Genomic DNA, 20091 nt, shown 5'->3' with positions numbered 1-20091 from the left:
ATGAAATTAACGTTTATCGTACTATTATTTGTAACGTCGATTGTAAATGTATTTGCACAATCACCAGAGAAAATGAGCTATCAGGCAATAATCAGACTGCAGGATAATACTTTAGCAATCAATTCAAATATTAATTTGAAAATTGTAATACATCAGGGTTCCATCAGTGGGACTACTGTCTATCAAGAGAATCATTCTATTAGAACAAATAGTAATGGTCTTGTAACTTTAGAAATTGGAACAGGAAAGAATTTAAATGGGAATTTTGATAAAATTGCTTGGGAAAAGGGTCCTTATTTTATAGAAACACAAGTAGATCTAGCTGGAGGTACTAATTACAATATTATTGGAAATACACAGTTATTAAGCGTGCCTTATGCTTTACATGCAAAAACAGCAGAAAATTTAGTTAGTTCAAAAGGTGCCTTTAGTTATAAAGCTAAAATTAATTCATTAGCAACTTCTAGAAATATTAGTACGTTAGATATAAATAATACAATTGAGTGCACAAAATCATCTATTTTATTATTGACATCTGGATTTAATAGTATGGAAGTAGGTGATGTAATTAATTTAGAAGCTCACAATGGAGCATTATTGACAATACAAGCAATTGAAGGTGTTTCCATTAATTATATTAAAAATGGTATTGCTAAATTTACTAGTATTGCTGGTAATGTGCGATTTGGATTTCTTAGAAAAATAAGCGAGAATGCTTATATAATTTCGGGACAATGAAATATTTAATTTTTTTTTTATTACTGACTTCAGTAGTTTTTTCTCAAAATTACAATTATGCAATTGAAGAAGCACAAGTTGATCTAATTAGTGCTCCAACAAGTTTGATAGCAAATAATATTACAGTTAATAGTGTTAACTTGTCCTGGATTGCTCCTAATTCTAACAACCCAATTTTAGAATATAAGATTTATAATAATAGCAATTTACTGGCTACCTCAGCTGGTGCTGCAACTAAATATACGTTAACTGGCTTAACCTCTGAAACTTCATATTCATTAACAATAAGAGCCACTGATTTGTCAGGGAAAATATCAGGTGATAGTAATTTTCAAGTATTTACTACGAATAGTGTATTAATAAATAATAATCAAGAAGAGGAAATAGCCTATTTCAACGCTTATTTATTACCGATATCACAAAAAGCAACCCTGCAACAGGCACTAGATCAATATAAATCGGTGCGACTAGAAAAAGGTGATTATACTGGTACTGACATTATATTGCGTAGTAATCAAAAATTATATGGTCATCCTTCATTAACTAGAGTTTCAAATATTAAAATCGCAGCAGGAAGTTCTAATGTGCATTTAGAAAATCTAGCTCCTATTGATTGTTTTATTACCTTAGAAGCAGGAGGAGTTATTTCCGGTTTTACTTTTAAAACTATAAAATGGGCTATTTTGAAAGGTACCAATGTACAATTGGTTGACAACACAATTTTAAATTTTGAAGGAGCTATTAGGCTTGATTGCAGTCAATCAGGTTATTTTAGAAACAACAAGATTATTAAGCATCAAATAGGGACCATTGCTGATATGCTTGTAATGAAAGGAAATCTTGTAACACCTAGCTACGGAAATGTAAACTTACATACTAACTTTAGAACCCCACATGGCGATGTAACAGATATTTCTGTTTTGCAATCAGCTACATTTGTTGGTGTAGATTCTGAGAGTTGGAATTATATGGGTAAAGGTTCAAAGTCTTTATTTGTTGCTCAAAATATAGACGATCTGAAAATTGCTGATTTTGGTGGTGGAAATGGTGGATCAACTTTTAAAACCCGTTCTTTTGACATTGATGCTAAAAATGCATTTGTGTTAGGTGAAACTAATAACGGCACTAAAGGAATTTTATCCAAAAATACTGATATGTTTCTAATAAATGGAATTAAATTCTATGATAGACCGCCAGGAAAAACAATCGGATATGATTTTTTAGGTAATGTAGAGGGTAGTAATGCGATTACTTATAATGGAGTTGAACAAACCGCAACTAGTAATGATAATGCCTTAGTAAATTCTCTCGCCAGTACTTTGATTGGAACGCAACGTACAACTTGGAAACGACCTAAGATGGTCAAATTACCTGATCCAATGGGTGAAAACTGGAAAACACATAGAGAAGGTAAACCAGATCAAAAAGATTTTATACAGGACTTAATTAATAAAAATGGTATTGCTGAATTACCTGCTGGTGTTTTTTATATTGGTTCTACACTATTAATGCCTCTGGATTTTAAACATGGTATTGTAGGTCAAGGTAGTGGGAAAACTATAATAGTGGGTTTAACGGATGATTTCCCATTGCTATCTTTAACCACTGGATTTGATGGTAATTTCACAATAGCAAATTTGACATTACAAGGTGGAAGTACAGGAATATATGCTTCACAGGAATATGGTCCATTGAATATTGCTTACCAATACATGAGTCATGTAATATTTAGAGATCAAAACTTTGGAATACATTTAAATAAAACTGGAGGTTTTGATAATTGTTTTTTGGATAATGTAAGTTTTATTAATTCCAAAATAGGATTTTTCAAAGAACCTATGATCGGGAATAGTGGCGAGCTAACCTCAGCTTATGTCGATAAGACAATGTTTTATAAAAACCAGTTTTTAAATTGCGACACGGCAATTTCCTTGCTGGCTACTAGAGCTGATAATTTAAATGCATGGGTAAATTGTATATTTGATGGAGGTAAAAAGGCATTTATCATGCAAGGACAAAATAATTCTCTGATCGCGAATAGTGACTTTACTAATTTCAGTGGTGATCATATTATAAAAAGTAATGCAATTTCAATTTATAGTTCTGACTTTTTTAATAACAAGATCACCGGATCAACTGTTTCCGCCGTTAATAGTAATATAGAAGGTTGCAATTTTTTAGATAACTCACCATTGTATTCACCTGTTATTTATAATAAAATAAACAATCATGTAGTTAACTCAGTTATTACTGGTAGTTTTTTAACTGTTATTCCAGAAAATCAAGGTTTTGGAGTAGAAAATTCAATTTATATTAATTGTAAATTTGAATCAAAGCCTGCCTTGAATAAATTAATTGTAAAAGTGAAGGGCGGAATTCCTACGGTAATAATTAATAAAGATTCTAATCCTTTTCCTCAACTTTTAGTTAAACATTAATATTTTAAGCGAATAATAGTACTTACTTGAGAAGTATTATTACAGCTATATTGCTTTAAAATAAGTGTTTATAAATAGCGTAAATATTATTTGTATGGATTAAATTATACAAAACAATTTTTATATGCTATGTAATTTTAATATTGCATTATCAATTGAAATAAAAATAGAATTGAAAACCTTGAAATTTTGGTAAATTACCATAGCAAATTAACTATTAATAAAATTATATCATTTTAGTATTTATACTATTAGTGCGACAGAAATAATTTTTCTTCTAAAAGCTTGAAAACTTAGGGCACCCAAACGAATTGAAATATCCGCTGTATTTTTTAAGTTTATAGTGAGCCATTCTCATTTTTAACTGACGCAAAAAATTTTAAAAACTCTGACAAGATATTTTTGATACTAATCATTTTTTAAAACCTCTTTGATTTGTGATATTAATTCAAATGCCTTGATAAATTATATACACTCGTTAAAGTTTGTGAATAAACCTATAAAAGGAGTGCTTAAAGTTTTCTAAATAATAATAGATAGTAGCAAATAGTATGTTATTCATTATTATTCATCACCACAATAAGCATATAAAACAACCACTGCTATCTATTTGCATTGTAATTTCAACCTATATTTACGCGATAAAGTTTTACTTTTCTAGAGGTTTCGATCTTGCTACTTCAGAGCAATACCTCATTAAACAAAGCTAAACTTTGGAAATTTTTTAATTCTAATGTTTAGCTAAATATTTAAAGTTTACTATACTTAGATAAATATGGTGGAGAAACTTTCTCATCTATTACTTAAAATTATGTTCAAACAATCCTCCAGTATTTATTGATTACAATGCCGTTTTCTAGTTATAACTATAATCTTTTTACAACTAGACTGTTTTTGTGTTTTTAAAACTTTTTTTCGAAAATTTCTCTTTCAATTTAAGTAGCTTTAGCTGTAATCCCTCATCTGACTTACTCCTATATCTCGACTAAGTTAATTGAATGTATTAAATTATTGTAAAATATTATTAGATTTTTTTGACCTTCTATAATGATCTTCTGGTATTACTTTTTTACGCAAAGAGGGCCAAAAATCAGGCTTTACACTAAATAATGTACTTAAACGGATTTAAAATTCCTTTGAACAGATTTATTTTTTAAATGAAACTCTGTTATATAATTTTAGCCAATAATGTAGAATAATCGATGTTAAACGGTATTTAAAGTTTACTTGAACTCATTTGAATTTATGGTTAAGTTCGAAATACTGTTTATTATTATTGATTTTAAATCCTATTATATTAATCTACTAGAATTATTTATCTATTTTTTATGAAATATAGTGTATATGAAAATATAAGAAAAATTAGAGAATTAAAAAATCTTACCAGAGAATATGTAGCTGCTGAGTTAAAGATGAGCGCTAGTGGTTATGGTAAAATTGAAAGAGGAGATGTGGATCTGACAGTTTCAAAATTAATTGAAATCTCAAAAGTATTAGAAGTGTCAACTGAGTTTGTTTTTAAATTTGATGTTTCAATATTTTTTAATGAGAGTAAATGAGGCATTGTACTAAGCTGCAATGGATTTTAAAAGTTAAGTAGCAGCCAAAATTTTAATATCGTACTTAACAAGAATCAAAAAAATATAAAACTATGGAAAACTATTATTTAAAAATTAAAGAGCACAGAATGCAATCTAATTATAGTCCAGAATTTATAGCGATTCAAATGGAGATGAGTGTTAAGAATTACAAAAACATTGAGAAAGGAATTGTTGATTTAAAACTATCAAAACTTGACAGACTTGTGAAAATTTTAGGTATCAAAGAAAGTGAAATTTTTAAAATGGAAAATTAAAAATATTACATCATCAGTGAACCACCTTTAATTTATAAAAGTAAAGTGAAAGCGCTATACTTTCAATTGATGATAAAAAATACTTTCTTATTTATTTGTGTTTTACTTTTAGCACATATCCTAAGGATTCTAAAATTAGAACATAATGTGTTTTAGTAATATCTTTAACCACAGCATGCTGTTCGCAAAAAGGACCTGAATTTAAAGTAATTTTATCTCCTATTTGATACTGCATTACAGTGATTTCAGTAGCAGTATCTCCACTTTCAAGCCATTCTTTTATAGTATCAATTTCTTTGTCTTTTACAACAGCATGTTTTCCTAGCCAAAACAAGTATCGAACCACTCCCGGTGAATGAAAAACTTGACTTCTGTCTTTTTCAGCTAATTGAACAAATATATAATGATTGAACAAGGGCACTTCCACCTTTATTTTTCTGTCTGATCTTTGCTGTATTTTTTTTATTAAAGGACAGTAACAATTTACTCCAAAGCGTGTTAATTGTTCAGTTGCTCTTTTTTCCCATTTAGGTTTAGTGTAAACTACATACCAATTCATATTTCTATTTTTTTAGTTTTTATAGTACTAATTATTTCATTTTTTTTATTAAGTAAAACTTGTTACAATTTCAATTGCTTTAAAATAAGTGAGATATAATTATATTATTTAATAGTTTATTAAAAAGAATATAATAAAACTTAATTTCTTCCAGCTTTATCTTTTGCTCCTACTCGTGTAACAATGTGTTTGTAAAATTAAATTTAGTTTCATGATTTGAATTACTATTTTAAGCCTCATTTGTCCTTATTTAGGATATTAAGTGACGAAAATTTGATTTTTTAAGATTAAATCTAATCTAAATTTGATCTTATAATTATTATTTTCATTATCGTATAAAATGCGAAGCGAAATAAACACTTATATGGTTTTTTAAAAATTGAAAGATCACATACAAATTTTATATTTTTTAATTTATGAGTAGTAAAATGTAACTATTCAAGGGGTACCCGTATCCAATTTATAAAGTATATCGTACTTTTAGTGATTATAGAGATTGACTTAAAATGAGATTAGTAATCGTTAATATATATTGTAGTATTTTTAAAATTAGTTTATAAATAATACTTACTTTACATGAATAAAATTTTTGTTATGTTTCATAAATAGTTGAATTTTATAAGTTAAAATATTCTTTTTATACTATTCACAATAGCTTTCAATAGTAGGAAATAGCAAAACATCGTTAGTTGAGACCTTATCTATGTTAAAAAATATAAAGGAATACCCACAGTATGACAAAGCGCTATATTGGATTAAATTAATTAGTATAACAGGTTCAGCGCAAATTATCGTTCAGGCTGTTGGATTTACAAGTGGTATTTTAATTATTAGATTATTATCAATACAAGAATATGCATTATATACATTAGCTAATACAATGTTAGGAACCATGACTGTCCTAGCTGATGGAGGAGTTTCTACAGGTGTTATGGCTCAGGGAGCTAAAGTATGGCAGAATAAAGAAAAGTTGGGCGCTGTATTAATAACTGGGCTTGCTTTGCGCCGAAAATTTGCTTTAGGAAGTCTCATAATTGCTACACCTATATTATTTTATTTGCTACTCAATAATGGTGCATCGTGGTTAATAACTATATTAATTATACTTTCCTTAATACCTGCTTTTTTTGCTGCTTTATCTGATTCTTTGTTAGAAATTGTTCCTAAGTTGCATCAAGATATTTCAGCATTACAAAAAAATCAGTTAACAGTGAGCCTTGGTAGATTGTTGTTAATCGGTTTAACAATGTTTATATTTCCTTGGGCATTTATTGCCATATTAGCAAGTAGTATTCCCCGAATTTATGGAAACTTTAAATTGCGAATTATTGCTGAAAAATTTATCGATAGTAAGCAACAAATTGACCTTGAAGTTCAGAAAGAAATTTTAATAATAGTAAAAAGAATACTTCCTGGTGCAGTATATTTTTGTTTCTCTAGTCAGATCACTATTTGGTTAATCTCTGTATTTGGAAACTCGACTGCGGTTGCTCAGTTAGGTGCATTAGGAAGATTAACTGTTTTATTAGGTATAATTAGTGTTTTAATTAATACTTTAATAGTTCCAAGATTTGCTCGATTAGAACCTAAAAGGAAAAATTTATTTAAAAAAGCTTTATATACCTTTATTATAGTGCTACTTATTAGTGCAATAATAATCATATTAGCTGTTTTGTTTCCAGTTCAAATACTATCAATATTAGGAAGTTCTTATGAAAATTTGTCTAAAGAAATGATCTTAAGTGTAGTAATTGGATGTGTAAATTTAGGTATTAGTGTTTTTATTTCTTTTTCTTCCTCACGAGGATGGGTGATCAATCCTTATTTGATGATGATACTTAATGTTATTGGAACTGTTTTTCCACTATTTTTTGTAGATGTTTCCACTTTAAACGGCGTTCTGCTTTTGAGTTTATATAGTTCGTTTTGGGGAATTCTAATTTATGGAGGGTATACTTTTAAAAAAATTCTAAGACTAAGTAATTAATGTTGACTTTTAATTAAATAAATAGTTTAGAACTAAAATGATCATACCAACTTATACAATTGCAATACCTGTTTATATGCGAATTTTAGGTTTTGCAAATGCTTTAGAATCTGCTCTTTCAGTTGATGGAGTATCTGAAGTGTTAGTCATTGACGATCATTCAAATCATAAGATGTTTAAAGAAATTTGCAATACATTTAAAGATGGTAGAATACGATATATTAAAAACACTGAAAATATTGGTTTATTTGCTAATTGGAATAAATGTATACAAGAGGCTCATTCGGAATTTGTATCAATTTTATGCAGTGATGACTTAATAGAATCAAATGCTTTTACATTATTTAATGAAGCTTATCAAAAAAATGCCGATATAGATGTCTTTTTCGGATCATTCACAACATTTACAGATCATAAATCCGATGCAGTTTCACACCGCAAATTCAAGAATGGCAGAATGGAGGGAACTATATTATTAAGAGATGCGATAAACAATGGCCCATGTTTTCCAGTTTTATCAATAATGCGTAAATCTAAAATGCTTCAATTTCCAATTGTTTCTAAAACGCATAGTGGTAATGATTGGTTATGGATTTATTCTAATGCAATGTCATTAAATTTATATGCGGTGGCACAAACGATAAACTATTGGAGACGTCATCCTGATCAAGATGCTGTCAAATCGCAATCCATTACTACTGATTGTTGGCCTTTAATGTTTATATTAGCTAGTAAACAATTATCTTCAGTGGACAAATCATTGTCAAATAAAGCTGTGAGAAGAGCAAAAGGGGTAGTATTGAGTTGGTTAATAAACGATTACAAGAGTAGAACAGTCTACTATCACCGCATTTTGAACGCTGAAAAAACAACTAATTATTTTATTACAGAATCACATAAATTAATAGAAAGTGACTGGTTACTCAGAAATTTATTAAATGCATCAACATCTTCCTCACTTTATTATAATATCGGTCGACTGCTAAGAAAATCAGGTTATTACCCTGCTTCATAAAATTATGCCAAAATTTTTTAATTTTTATTATTCGTAATGAAAAAACTGACTTCCTCAATTTGCACCTTGTTTGAAGGACACTATCATCACGGAGTTGCAACACTTTCTAACTCAATTTATAATTCTGGTTTTCGAGGAACAATTTATGTGGGATATAAGGGTGAACTTCCAGATTGGATAATAAAAGGGAATAAAGAAAAAATTGGAAAATGGGACGATGCAATTGTAATAAATACTGCTGATGATTTTAAACTTATTTTTTTACCCTTAGTTACTAGTAACAGTTTAACTAATTACAAGCCTGATTTTATGTTGGAATTATGGCAAGGTCCAGCGGAAGATACAGAAGCATTATTTTATTTTGATCCTGATATAGTCATTTCTGATGTGTGGTCTTGCTTCGAGCAATGGGTTCAGTGTGGCGTGGCAGTTTGTGAAGATGTTAATTCACCTTTACAAGAATACCATCCTAGAAGAGTGGGTTGGCGAAATTATTATAAAAAATATAACGTTACTTTAAAATTTGTAAACTCCATTTATGTAAATGGAGGCTTTATTGGACTAATAAAAAAAGATATTGTTTTTTTAAAGTTATGGATTAATTTACAAGAATTAATGGCAATATCAATTGGCGGATTAGATAAATCAATATTTTCTCAGCAAATTTATAGCTCTAGCATAAAGGAAATGGATGGTTTTAATTATTTTGACACTTCTGATCAGGATGCCTTAAACGCAACAATTGAAGTATTTAATGGCACTATTAGTTATATAGGGAAAAATGGGATGGGGTTTGTTCCTGGCAAAATTATGATGCATCATGCAATAGGACCAAGCAAACCATGGCAAAAAAAATATTTGTTGGCCGCACTCAAAGGGAGACCACCACGAAGCTTAGATACTGCTTACTGGTCAAATAAAAACCATCCTATTTTAGCGCATTCAAATTGGGAAATTAAACGAAAAAAAGCAGAAATGAATATAGCTAAATTTATTGGTAGATTTTATAAGACCTAAGTGTTACTAGTAAATGCTGCAATAAAGCTAATATGTTAGTGATAATCGAAAACAATTTTTTTTAAGAAATAACAGTTATTAAAAATAATAATTAAAATCCTTTGTAACCGCTTTACATTATCTAAAGAATTATTGTTGTTTTCAAATTAAGCTTGTTTATAAAATAAAAATCTTCAAATTAAAGTTTGGAAATTAATTCTTTTAAAAAATGAAGGTTATAGTTTTAACGCCAGTACGAAATGAGGATTGGATATTAGATCAATTTCTACAAATCTGTTCCTTATTTGCGGATCATATTATTATTGCGGATCAAAATTCAACTGATCGATCTATAGAAATTGCTTCAAAATTTGAAAAGGTAGTTCTTATAAAAAATGATAATTTAAATTTTAATGAAGCCGAAAGGCAAAAAATATTAATAGCGAAGGCAAGAGAGTTATACGGATTAGGAAATCTTTTATTAGCCTTAGATGCTGATGAAATAATATCAGCCGATAGTATTAACGCTGCAGGTTGGGAAATAATGAAGCAGGCACCTTTAGGTACAGTATTTTTCTTTGATAAGCCTACGCCATTATTTCAATTTTCGAAAGCACTTAGATATAAGGACGGTTTTCCTCTAGGCTTTAAAGATGATGATTCAGAACATCAGCCAACGTTGATTCATAGTACCCGAATTCCGATTCCACAACATGCATCCAAAATAGTAATACACGACATTTTATTTTTACACCTGTGTTTTGCAAGACCAAATATTCAGTTTAGTAAAAATAGATATTATTGTATTTTAGAAAATATCAATAAGTCAAGCGGACTTCGATTAAGACGATTGATATATAGTTATTATTCTTTAAAAAATTATTTGAATGGTGAATATGAGGCAATAAATCCATTATGGTTTGAAGCTTATGACAAATTGCACATCAATCTTAAAAAATTCAATGAAGAGTCTTATTATTATATGGATTTTGAAGTTTTAAAATTGTTTCAAAAATGGGGCACAAAAAGATTTTTTAATGAACCTATTTGGAAATTTGATTGGGAAAAATGCCGTTTAAAAGCGATTGATTTAAAAATTGAAGGAATTCCTACTGAGCAAATTAAAAAACCTACATTATTGCGGATCTATTTAGTAGACATCACCTTTGCTATCAGCAATATTATTACTTCATTAGTTCGAAAAATACGTAAATAAATTATGGACATACTTTTTATTTGCGGCTCTCTGGAACGTGGGCGTGATGGGGTGGGAGATTATACTCGCCGCTTAGCAGCTGAACTTATTAGAGTAGGACATGGCTGTCAAATTATTGCATTATACGATTCTTATATCAATAGTTTTACAAAAGAAGTGCAAGAGTGTGAAAATAGCTATGTAAATGTTTATAGAATTAGTGTAGATACAGGTTATAAAGCTAGATTGATCTTAACAAATGAAGTTATAGACAAAACTATTCCTGACTGTATTAGTTTGCAATTTGTTCCTTATAGCTTTAGTAAGCAAGGGCTTCCTTTTTGGTTGCCATTCTATTTAAAGAAGTTAAAAGGTAAACATAAATGGCATATTATGTTTCATGAATTATGGATTGGTATGGACAATGAATCTTCGGCTAAACATAAAATTATTGGTAGTGTTCAAAAACTATTAGTTTCTTTAATAGTACAAAGTATTAAATCTGATTTTTTAAGCACACAAAATAAATTATACCAATCCTTATTGGAATTAAATAATATTAAGGTGGGAGTATTGCCAATTTGTGGAAATATACCAGTAAAAGTATTAAAAAGTGAGAGTAAAGAATTTATGCAATTCGTCTTATTTGGAACCATTCATCCTGGAGCTCCATTTAATGATTTCATTGATGATTTAATTAATTTATTGGAAAATATAAAAAGGGAGATAAAATTTGTTTTTATTGGTGAAAATGGATCCGAAATAAATAATTATATAGCGGTTCTTAATAAAAAAAATATTTCCTGTACAATATTGGGCAAACAATCAGAAGATGTTATATCAAGGGTATTATTAGAAAGTACTTTTGGTATATCTACAACACCATATTTTCAAACTGAAAAAAGCGGTGTTTATGCTGCTTATAGAGAACATCAGTTAAATACAATTTGTATTGCTCGTAAATGGACTCCGCTCAGAGGACAATATTGTATACCTCAAATTATTAATTATAAAAAAAACGCATTAAAATTAAGTCCACTTAAGATAGAGCATTTTAGTTTAGAATTGATGGGAAAACAATTTATTACGCTTATCTCATAATTGAAACATATTTCAACATCGCAAGCTTGTAAATAGGAAAAAAAGACCTTAATTTATATAAAAAGCTGCAATAAGTATTTTAAAAAATATACAATTATTAGCGAAACTGTTGCATTTAAATAATTCTAGAAAACACAAATAAGTTTATGAAAGTAATAATTTGTCACCCAACTGCTAATTCTAATGTACGTGCCATAGTTACTAAACTTGCTCAACAAGAAAAACTATATCAATTTCACACATCGATTGCTGTATTTCCTAAAAGCAATTTGGAGCTATTAAGTAGACTTTCACTATTTAATCCACTAAAAAGAAGAACATTTAATCCGATATTAGAAAAATATACAATAACGCATCCTTTTAATGATATAGCACGAACTGTATTTTCAAAACTAGCAATTACCTATTTGACAAAACCAGAAGTTGGATGTTTTAGTGTTGAAAAAATATATCAAAATCTTGATTACAACGTGTCGACTACCTTAAAAAAAGCAAAAGAGAATGGCGTAACAGCCGTTTATGCTTATGAAGATGGTGCCTTAGAAATATTTTTACAAGCAAAGAAATTAGGTTTGATTTGTATTTATGATTTACCAATAGCCTATTGGGAAACCGGTAGAAAATTAATGCTTGAAGAAGAACAGCGGATACCAAAATGGGCACCAACCCTTGGTGGTGGAATTTCAGATAGTAAAGCTAAATTAGAGCGTAAACGAAAAGAGTTAGAATTAGCTGATGTAGTAATAGGACCAAGTTCATTTGTAATTGATTCGCTGCCTACTTGGTCTAAAGATAAAATTAAAATAATATCTCCTTTTGGTTCTCCGCAAAACTATTCGGACAGAATATTAAGCGAAAACAAAAGAGATAAACCATTGCGAGTATTATTTGTAGGATCCATGGGACAGCGTAAAGGATTAGGTGATCTCTTTGAAGCAATTAAACAATTTGAAAATACGTCTATTGAATTAGTTGTTTTAGGCTCATTATTAGCACCAATAGAATTTTATCAGTCTCAATTAAGCAATTTTAAATATGAAGCTGGTCGATCGCATGATGAGGTTTTAAAATTAATGAGAACTTGTGATGTTTTTTGTTTACCCTCCATAGTTGAAGGAAGAGCCTTAGTTATACAAGAAGCAATGAGTCAAGGATTGCCAATTATCATTACACCAAATACGGGCGGAGAAGATTTAGTAATTGAGGGAGAAACTGGTTTTTTAGTACCTATTCGCTCTCCAAATGCCATCGCATCAAAATTAAAATGGTTTTTAGAAAATAGAAATTCATTACATGTAATGGGGAAGAAAGCATCAAAACATTCAAAAAATTATACATGGGATAGTTACAGTGAAACCATTATTGAATCATTAAAAGTAATATTAGATAACCATAAAAATTGAAAAATAAGTAAACCTCGATTCAGTAAGTAAGATGGTAAATTATAGTATTAGTGATCGTTCTGTAAATGTTGATTCATACAACTCTTTAAAAATTGCTATCTGGCTTTATTTTTTTTTATGGATTTTTGAAGGAGCTTTACGCAAATGGGTATTACCTGGTTTAGCAACTCCATTGTTAATAGTAAGAGATCCAATAGCTATTTTTATTATTTTTAGAGCGCTATCTCTGAAAATTGAATTCATAAATAAATATTTAGTATTTGGTTACATATTAACAATATTATCATTAATTGTAACATTAACTTTTGGGCACGGCAATTTATTTGTTAGTCTATATGGAGCACGAATCATGTTACTTCATTTCCCTCTAATATTTATTATTGGCTTAATATTTACAAAGCAGGATATTTTAAGAGTAGGTCATGTTTTGCTTGTATTAAATATTTTTATGACTATAATTGTTTATTTACAATTTATTAGTCCACAATCTGCTTTTATTAATATAGGTTTAGGCGGAGAAGGCAGTGCAGGTTTCTCCGGAGCAATGGGATACTTTAGACCGCCAGGTACTTTTTCATTTATTACTGGATTAGCTTCCTTTTATATTTTTGTATCGGTTTACACATTTTACTTTTGGTTATCTAAAGAAAAAGTTTCCAAAATTTTACTTTTTACAAGTACGATCGCTTTAATCTTTAGTTTGCCTTTGACGGTAAGTCGCACAGCTGTTGGTGGCGTGTTATTAGTTGGCATTTTTGCGTTCATAGGATCGGCTACTACCTTTTCTAATATAATGAAAATTATTTTGACAGTATGTGTGTTGACTTTATTAATTATTGTACTGCAAGAAACCACATCAGCGTTCAATACTGGTAGCGAGGTATTTATGAGTCGCGTAAATACAGCAAGTGATCAAAGCGGAGGTTTTGAAAATTCGTTTTTTGTCAGGGCTATTGATGGTTTTATTAATCCCATTATTAATATTATCAATCTTCCATTATTTACAGGTAATCTAGGAATGGGTACTAATGCAGGCGCACAAATCTTATCTGGTAAAACTGATTTTTTGATAGCCGAAGACGAGTTAAGTAGAATTGCAGGCGAACAAGGACTTTTATTAGGTGGCGGGACTATAATATTGCGTTTAGGTTTAGCAATAAGTTTATTTATAAAATCTATGCAATTACCAGCTCAACAAAAATTACTACCATTAATCTTATGTGGTACAGCATTATTTTCACTAACTCAGGGACAATGGGCACAACCAAGTATGCTTGGTTATACAATTATTGTAACAGGAATTTTATTAGCTAGCATTAATAAAAACAAGGAAATCTTATAAATGAATATTATAATTTTCACACATCCTAAATTCTTAGCCCATCAAAGCATGCCTCGATTTGCTCAGATGCTGAAAGAGGGTATGAAGCAAAAAGGGCATCAAATTATAGAATGGAGTCCCAGACCCTTTTTTATAAAATTAGCTTTCTTAAGCAAAAAATTATCAAAGTGGTTGGGATATTTAGATCAATATTTTGTTTTTCCTATCGAAGTTTCATTAAAACTAATAGCTTACAAAAAAGAAACATTATTCGTTTTTGCTGACAACGCGTTGGGACCTTGGGTAACTCTAGTTAAAAATCGACAGCATGTGGTACATTGTCACGATTTTTTAGCGCAGCATTCAGCCTTTGATTTGATACCTGAAAACAAGATAAGTCAAAATGGAAAATATTATCAAAAATTCATTCTTTGGGGCTATCGTAAAGCCGAAAATTTTATTAGTATTTCCTATAAAACACAAAGTGATTTACATGTATTACTTGAAACTGTACCAAAAGTTTCACACGTGGTTTACAACGGTCTAAATCAAAATTTTGTACCTACACAAAATAAAATTGCTCTAAGGAAGATCTTATCTACAGAATATAATATTGATCTATCTGCAGGATTTGTATTACATGTTGGGGGTAATGCTTTTTATAAAAATAAATTGGGAGTTTTAGAAATATATGATTATTGGTCAAGCCACTATTCAGTTACTATTCCATTGATTTTAGTTGGAGAGTATCCTGAGACAGAAATAATAGCTTTTAAAGAAAAATCAAGTGTTTCAAAGTCGATTCATTTTATAGCAAATACAGAGGATTTAAGATTACAACAATTTTATCAAAGTGCTTCGGTTTTACTTTTTCCATCATTATATGAAGGTTTTGGTTGGCCAATAATAGAAGCAATGGCGTCAGGTTGTCTAGTAATAACCACTGAAAAAGATCCTATGAAGGAAGTGGCAGGTGAGGCTGGTTTCTATATTCCTAAAAAACCATTTGACGAAGCTGGTATAGTAAACTGGAAAAAAATTGCAGCTCAAGAATTACAAAAAGTGATACATCTTTCGCCAGAAGATCATTGCAAAGCAGTTGAGATATCTCTGTCACAATCTAAAAAATTTTTAACGATTGATTTTATGAATGCAATTGAAAAAATTTACTTTGAAATATTAAAAGACAAATGAAAGTTATTCATTACATAGAAAGTATTGATAAAACAGGTGGGGGGACCACAGAATATATGCGCTTGTTAAGCAAGGCTCTAAAAAAGGATATCTCATTTAGCATTGCAACTGGATTTTCAACTGACCCAATTGTTATAGATGGTGTTCGTATAAAATATTTTAACACTAAAACTATACGTTGGTTTACATTGCTTCAAGAATTTGAAAAATATTTGCACGATGAAAGACCTGATATTGTTCACATAAATGGAATTTGGAATCCGCCAAATTGGGGGTTTCAAAAAATGGCGCAACAACAAGGTATCAAAGTAATAATTTCTCCCCACGGTATGTTAGAGCCTTGGATTTTAGCTCACAATTCGTGGAAGAAAAATATAGCTCTTTTTTTATATCAAAAAAAGGCTCTAGAACAGGCAGATCTTATCCATGCTACTGCATCGATGGAAGCCAAAAATATTAAAGATTGCGGCATTAGCAGTCCAATTGAAATAATTCCAAATGGAGTTGACATTAGTGATGTAAAAGAAATTAAAAGTGTGTATGGCACTCAAAAAATAGTTTTTATCTCGCGAATTCATCCCAAAAAAGGAATTGAATTACTAATAAAGGCTTGGCGTAATTGCAATACAACTGGATGGATACTTGAAATTGCTGGAAATGGAGATAAAAATTATATAGCAAATTTAACCGAAAGCGCATTAGATCTAAATAATTTACAATTTGTGGGTAGTAAATATGGCAATGCAAAATGGGAATTTATACGTTCTGCTGATGTAATGGTTCTACCTACTCATAGTGAAAACTTTGGAATTGTAATTGCTGAATCTTTGGCAATGGGTGTTCCTGTCATAACTACTCAAGGTACGCCATGGAGTGATTTAGAAAAATATAATTGCGGCTGGTGGATTAACTTATCTGTTGCAAATTTAGAAATAATAATTAAAAAAATAATTATTACAGATCGCACAAAATTAAAAAATATGGGTATCAGAGGTAGAAATCTTATTTTAGATAAGTATGAAATCACAGAAATATCTAAGCTATTTCTAAATCTTTACAAAACAATTCTTAATTAAAAATAATATCCAAAATTGAATTTATCAAATTATAACCATTCTTTTACTCTTAAAAATAAATTGTTAAGAGTACTTTGGAATATTACTTGGTTCATTTTATTTCGTCCTTTTGCATCCCGATTATTCAAAAAATACAGAGTTTTAGTTTTGAAATGTTTTGGAGCAAAAATTGACTGGTCTTCGCATATTTATGCTTCTGTGAGAATTTGGGCGCCATGGAATCTTAGAATTGGAAAAAATTCTAGTATAGGTCCTGAGTCAGACTGTTATAATCAGGGAACAATAAGCATCGGTGACAATACAGTGATTTCACAAAAAACATATTTGTGTGCATCTACACACAACTATAATAAGACAGATTTCCCATTAATATTAAAACCAATTACTATTGGAGATGGTGTTTGGGTCGCTGCTGGAGCTTTTATAGGACCTGGTATAGTTATTAAGGATTATGCAATTGTGGCAGCTTGTTCAGTTGTATCAAAAAATGTAGATCAAAATACAATTGTAGGTGGGAATCCTGCCAAATTTATAAAATTTAGAAATTTTGAATAAAATACCTATCACTGTGATTGTTTCTGTCAAAAATGAGGCGCTTAATTTGCCTCTTTGTTTGTCAAAATTAAATCGATTTGATCAAATAATAGTTATTGATTCAGATAGTACAGACGATACAAGAGCAATAGCATTAAGCATGGGAGCAGAAGTATTACAATTTAAGTGGAATGGAAAATTTCCAAAAAAGCGCAACTGGGCTTTACAAAATGCTGCTATTAAACACGATTGGGTTCTATTTTTAGATGCTGATGAATTTGTTACCGATGACTTTGTTAATGAGATAGAATTTAAAACTAAAAACCCTAATTACAATGGTTATACAATACAATTTGAAAATTATTTTATGGGTAAAAAGTTAAAATATGGATATGGATTTAAAAAGGCAGCTCTTTTCAAAAAATCTAAAGGAGCTTATGAAAAAATTGAAGAGGATTTATGGAGTTCTTTAGATATGGAAGTACATGAACATCCTGTAATAAAGGGAAAAGTTGGAGTTATAAATGCTAAGGTTGTACATAAAGATTTTAAAGATTTAGATCATTACATCAGTAAACACAATGCTTATTCTACTTGGGAGGCTCATCGATATTACCAACTAAAACAGTCTCATCACCAACATTTGTCTTTAAATCAAAAAATAAAATATGGCCTGTTGAATACTGGTTTGTTACCAGCCTTTTATTTTATGGGAGCCTATTTTTTAAAATTAGGCTTTTTAGATGGGAAAGAGGGATTTTATTTAGCGCGTTTTAAAGCGCATTATTTCTTTCAAATTCAGACAAAAGCTGAATTGCTTAAAGTAAAATAAAATACTTTTTTCAATAATATTATTTTTAAGATAAGTATTAAAATTTAGGTATTATAATGATTTCATAATAATACTTTACCTCTGATCATCTGGCTTAAAATATTAAAATTTTATTTTAAAAATACTTTGACTTTATATATCAAAAAATTTTGGCAGATTTAATTAATGCAGTTTTTGTTTTATAAATCGGTAAAGTAATTACACCCCTAATAATCTAATATTATGAAAGTTTCTATCATTACTGTATGCTATAATAGAAAAACTACAATTGCACAAGCGATTGATAGCGTTTTAAACCAGAGCTATCCTAACGTCGAGTATATAATCATTGATGGTAATTCTACTGACGGTACTCAAGAAATAATTGAGTCTTATCAAGATAAAGTAAATATTTATGTCTCTGAGCCAGATCAAGGAATGTATGATGCAATAAACAAAGGGATTAAATTGGCAACAGGAGATATTATTGGTCTTATGCATTCTGATGATGAGTTTTATGATAAATCAGCGATTAGTAAAATTGTAGCACGTTTTAAATTTGATTCAAGTATAGATGGAGTGTATGGTGATGGTATTTATGTGTCAAATGATAGTAAGGAAAAATTAATTCGAAATCGAATTGGAGGTGCCTTTGATCGTGAAAAAATTAATATAGGATGGCTGCCTTTACATCCTACTGTTTATTTAAAGAAATCAATTATCAGTAAATATGGTTTATATAATTTAGATTTTAAAATAGCTTCAGACACTGAATTTTTACTGCGCTATTTATATCAGCATAATATTAAGATGAGTTATATCAATCAGTATTTTGTAAAAATGCGAATGGGTGGATTAAGTACTAATTCCAAAAGAGTATTTGAAGTTCTACAAGAGGATTATAAAATTTATAAATTTCATGGTTTAAAAGCATTTCAGGTTGTTTTTCTTAAAAAGGCTATCGCCTTTAAGCAGTATATAGCTCACTAATAATAAGCTTTTATATTAACTCTCCATTTCTAATTTTTTAAAAATTCAAGCCAAATTAAATTTGTTGATAAATCTAAGTTCCTTATACCTAACAATTAAATTATTATTACAATGAAAAAAATCCTACTAACCACCATTTTACTGCTTTTATTTATCTTACAATCTTGTACTACAAGAAGACAAATGTTATATGTCCAAGATTTAGATAAATACTCTAACTCGTCTATAACGTATGTTAGCACTGCTATACAACCTAATGATATTTTAAAAATTGATGTGATAGATCTTAACCCAGCGGTAGCAGCACCTTTTAATATTAATATGAATTTAGGTCAAGAAAATTCAATAGATATAATGAAATTAAAAGGATACTTAGTTACACCTCTTGGAAATATTACTATGCCAATTCTCAATGAAATTAATGTCAATAATTTAACACCATCTGATTTAGAAAAAAAAATAAAAGACCGATTAATAAATGAAGGCTATTTAGTAAATCCTACCGTTTTAGTGAGAGTACTTAACAATAAATTCACCATAATTGGGGAGGTAAATTCTCCAGGTGTAATACCTTTTACAGAAGAATCTATTAGTTTAATTGATGCTATTGGTAAGGCAGGTGATCTAACCTATTCAGGAATAAGACGAGATGTGGTATTAATTAGAGAATTAAATGGAAAAAGACAGGTTTATCATATAGACTTGACTACGGCTTCATGGATGCCTGATCCTAATTTTAGAATCAGACAAAATGATATTATTATAGTGAAACCTAACAAACTAAAGGCGAATAGTGGTGGAGTAATAAAAGATCCATTACAAGTTTTAAGTTTAGCAGCCTCGCTTTTAGCAGTCTTTTTGCTTGTAAAATAAAATTT

General features: G+C 29.6%; 18 protein-coding genes. 17 read left to right on the top strand and 1 reads right to left on the bottom strand.

The genetic code is table 11. The annotated features are described in order from the left end of the window. The 4 genes from RCH18_RS12420 (at position 1) to RCH18_RS12405 (ending at position 5031) form a co-directional block, all read left to right on the top strand. On the top strand, positions 1-738 hold the full coding sequence (locus RCH18_RS12420; protein WP_326937081.1) for a hypothetical protein: 738 nt from the start codon (positions 1-3) through the stop codon (positions 736-738). Beyond that, positions 735-3176 carry a fibronectin type III domain-containing protein gene (locus RCH18_RS12415; RefSeq protein WP_326937080.1) on the top strand — a complete coding sequence of 814 codons (2442 nt, stop codon included), beginning with the start codon at positions 735-737 and terminating at the stop codon, positions 3174-3176. The genes RCH18_RS12420 and RCH18_RS12415 overlap by 4 nt, the downstream gene beginning before the upstream one ends. 1328 nt (positions 3177-4504) lie before the next feature. Further along, positions 4505-4735 (top strand): helix-turn-helix domain-containing protein, encoded by a 231-nt coding sequence (locus RCH18_RS12410; protein ID WP_326937079.1) that lies wholly within the window; start codon positions 4505-4507, stop codon positions 4733-4735. A 92-nt stretch (positions 4736-4827) separates the two neighbouring features. Further along, positions 4828-5031 carry a helix-turn-helix domain-containing protein gene (locus RCH18_RS12405; RefSeq protein WP_326937078.1) on the top strand — a complete coding sequence of 68 codons (204 nt, stop codon included), beginning with the start codon at positions 4828-4830 and terminating at the stop codon, positions 5029-5031. A 91-nt stretch (positions 5032-5122) separates the two neighbouring features. On the opposite strand, the gene RCH18_RS12400 is transcribed toward RCH18_RS12405, so the two are convergent. Further along, on the bottom strand, positions 5123-5590 hold the full coding sequence (locus RCH18_RS12400; protein ID WP_326937077.1) for a UpxY family transcription antiterminator: 468 nt from the start codon (positions 5588-5590) through the stop codon (positions 5123-5125). 703 nt (positions 5591-6293) lie between these two features. Between RCH18_RS12400 and RCH18_RS12395 the strand changes: the two genes are divergently transcribed. The 13 genes from RCH18_RS12395 to RCH18_RS12335 all read left to right on the top strand — a co-directional run bounded on the left by RCH18_RS12395 (position 6294) and on the right by RCH18_RS12335 (position 20086). After that, positions 6294-7577 (top strand): polysaccharide biosynthesis protein, encoded by a 1284-nt coding sequence (locus RCH18_RS12395; RefSeq protein ID WP_326937076.1) that lies wholly within the window; start codon positions 6294-6296, stop codon positions 7575-7577. Between the two features lie 37 nt (positions 7578-7614). Continuing rightward, positions 7615-8592, top strand: a complete 978-nt coding sequence (locus RCH18_RS12390) for a glycosyltransferase family 2 protein (RefSeq protein ID WP_326937075.1) — start codon at positions 7615-7617, stop codon at positions 8590-8592. Positions 8593-8628: 36 nt separating this feature from the next. Then, on the top strand, positions 8629-9609 hold the full coding sequence (locus RCH18_RS12385) for a hypothetical protein (RefSeq protein WP_326937074.1): 981 nt from the start codon (positions 8629-8631) through the stop codon (positions 9607-9609). Between the two features lie 208 nt (positions 9610-9817). Then, entirely contained in the window at positions 9818-10804 is a 987-nt protein-coding gene (locus RCH18_RS12380) for a glycosyltransferase family 2 protein (protein WP_326937073.1), read from the top strand. 3 nt (positions 10805-10807) lie between these two features. Continuing rightward, on the top strand, positions 10808-11884 hold the full coding sequence (locus RCH18_RS12375; RefSeq protein WP_326937072.1) for a hypothetical protein: 1077 nt from the start codon (positions 10808-10810) through the stop codon (positions 11882-11884). 146 nt (positions 11885-12030) lie between these two features. Further along, entirely contained in the window at positions 12031-13287 is a 1257-nt protein-coding gene (locus RCH18_RS12370; RefSeq protein WP_326937071.1) for a glycosyltransferase family 4 protein, read from the top strand. A 31-nt stretch (positions 13288-13318) separates the two neighbouring features. Next, positions 13319-14629, top strand: coding sequence for a hypothetical protein (locus RCH18_RS12365; protein WP_326937070.1), 1311 nt, complete (start codon positions 13319-13321; stop codon positions 14627-14629). Then, the gene (locus tag RCH18_RS12360; RefSeq protein WP_326937069.1) at positions 14630-15802 is read left to right on the top strand and encodes a glycosyltransferase; all 1173 of its coding nucleotides are present in this window, start codon (positions 14630-14632) and stop codon (positions 15800-15802) included. It abuts the gene before it with no gap. Continuing rightward, on the top strand, positions 15799-16878 hold the full coding sequence (locus tag RCH18_RS12355; RefSeq protein ID WP_326937068.1) for a glycosyltransferase: 1080 nt from the start codon (positions 15799-15801) through the stop codon (positions 16876-16878). The genes RCH18_RS12360 and RCH18_RS12355 overlap by 4 nt, the downstream gene beginning before the upstream one ends. Positions 16879-16938: 60 nt before the next feature. After that, positions 16939-17433: a putative colanic acid biosynthesis acetyltransferase gene (locus RCH18_RS12350; protein ID WP_326937067.1), complete on the top strand. Its 495-nt coding sequence runs from the start codon at positions 16939-16941 to the stop codon at positions 17431-17433. Next, positions 17426-18244, top strand: coding sequence for a glycosyltransferase family 2 protein (locus RCH18_RS12345; RefSeq protein ID WP_326937066.1), 819 nt, complete (start codon positions 17426-17428; stop codon positions 18242-18244). Before RCH18_RS12350 ends, RCH18_RS12345 begins: the two co-directional genes overlap by 8 nt. 222 nt (positions 18245-18466) lie before the next feature. After that, positions 18467-19213 carry a glycosyltransferase family 2 protein gene (locus tag RCH18_RS12340; RefSeq protein ID WP_326937065.1) on the top strand — a complete coding sequence of 249 codons (747 nt, stop codon included), beginning with the start codon at positions 18467-18469 and terminating at the stop codon, positions 19211-19213. Positions 19214-19324: 111 nt separating this feature from the next. After that, positions 19325-20086, top strand: coding sequence for a polysaccharide biosynthesis/export family protein (locus RCH18_RS12335; RefSeq protein ID WP_326937064.1), 762 nt, complete (start codon positions 19325-19327; stop codon positions 20084-20086). Positions 20087-20091 lie beyond the last annotated feature (5 nt).

Source organism: Flavobacterium sp. PL11 (genome assembly GCF_035985025.1).
GTDB lineage: Bacteria > Bacteroidota > Bacteroidia > Flavobacteriales > Flavobacteriaceae > Flavobacterium.
This window is presented reverse-complemented; position numbering and strand designations above follow the sequence as displayed.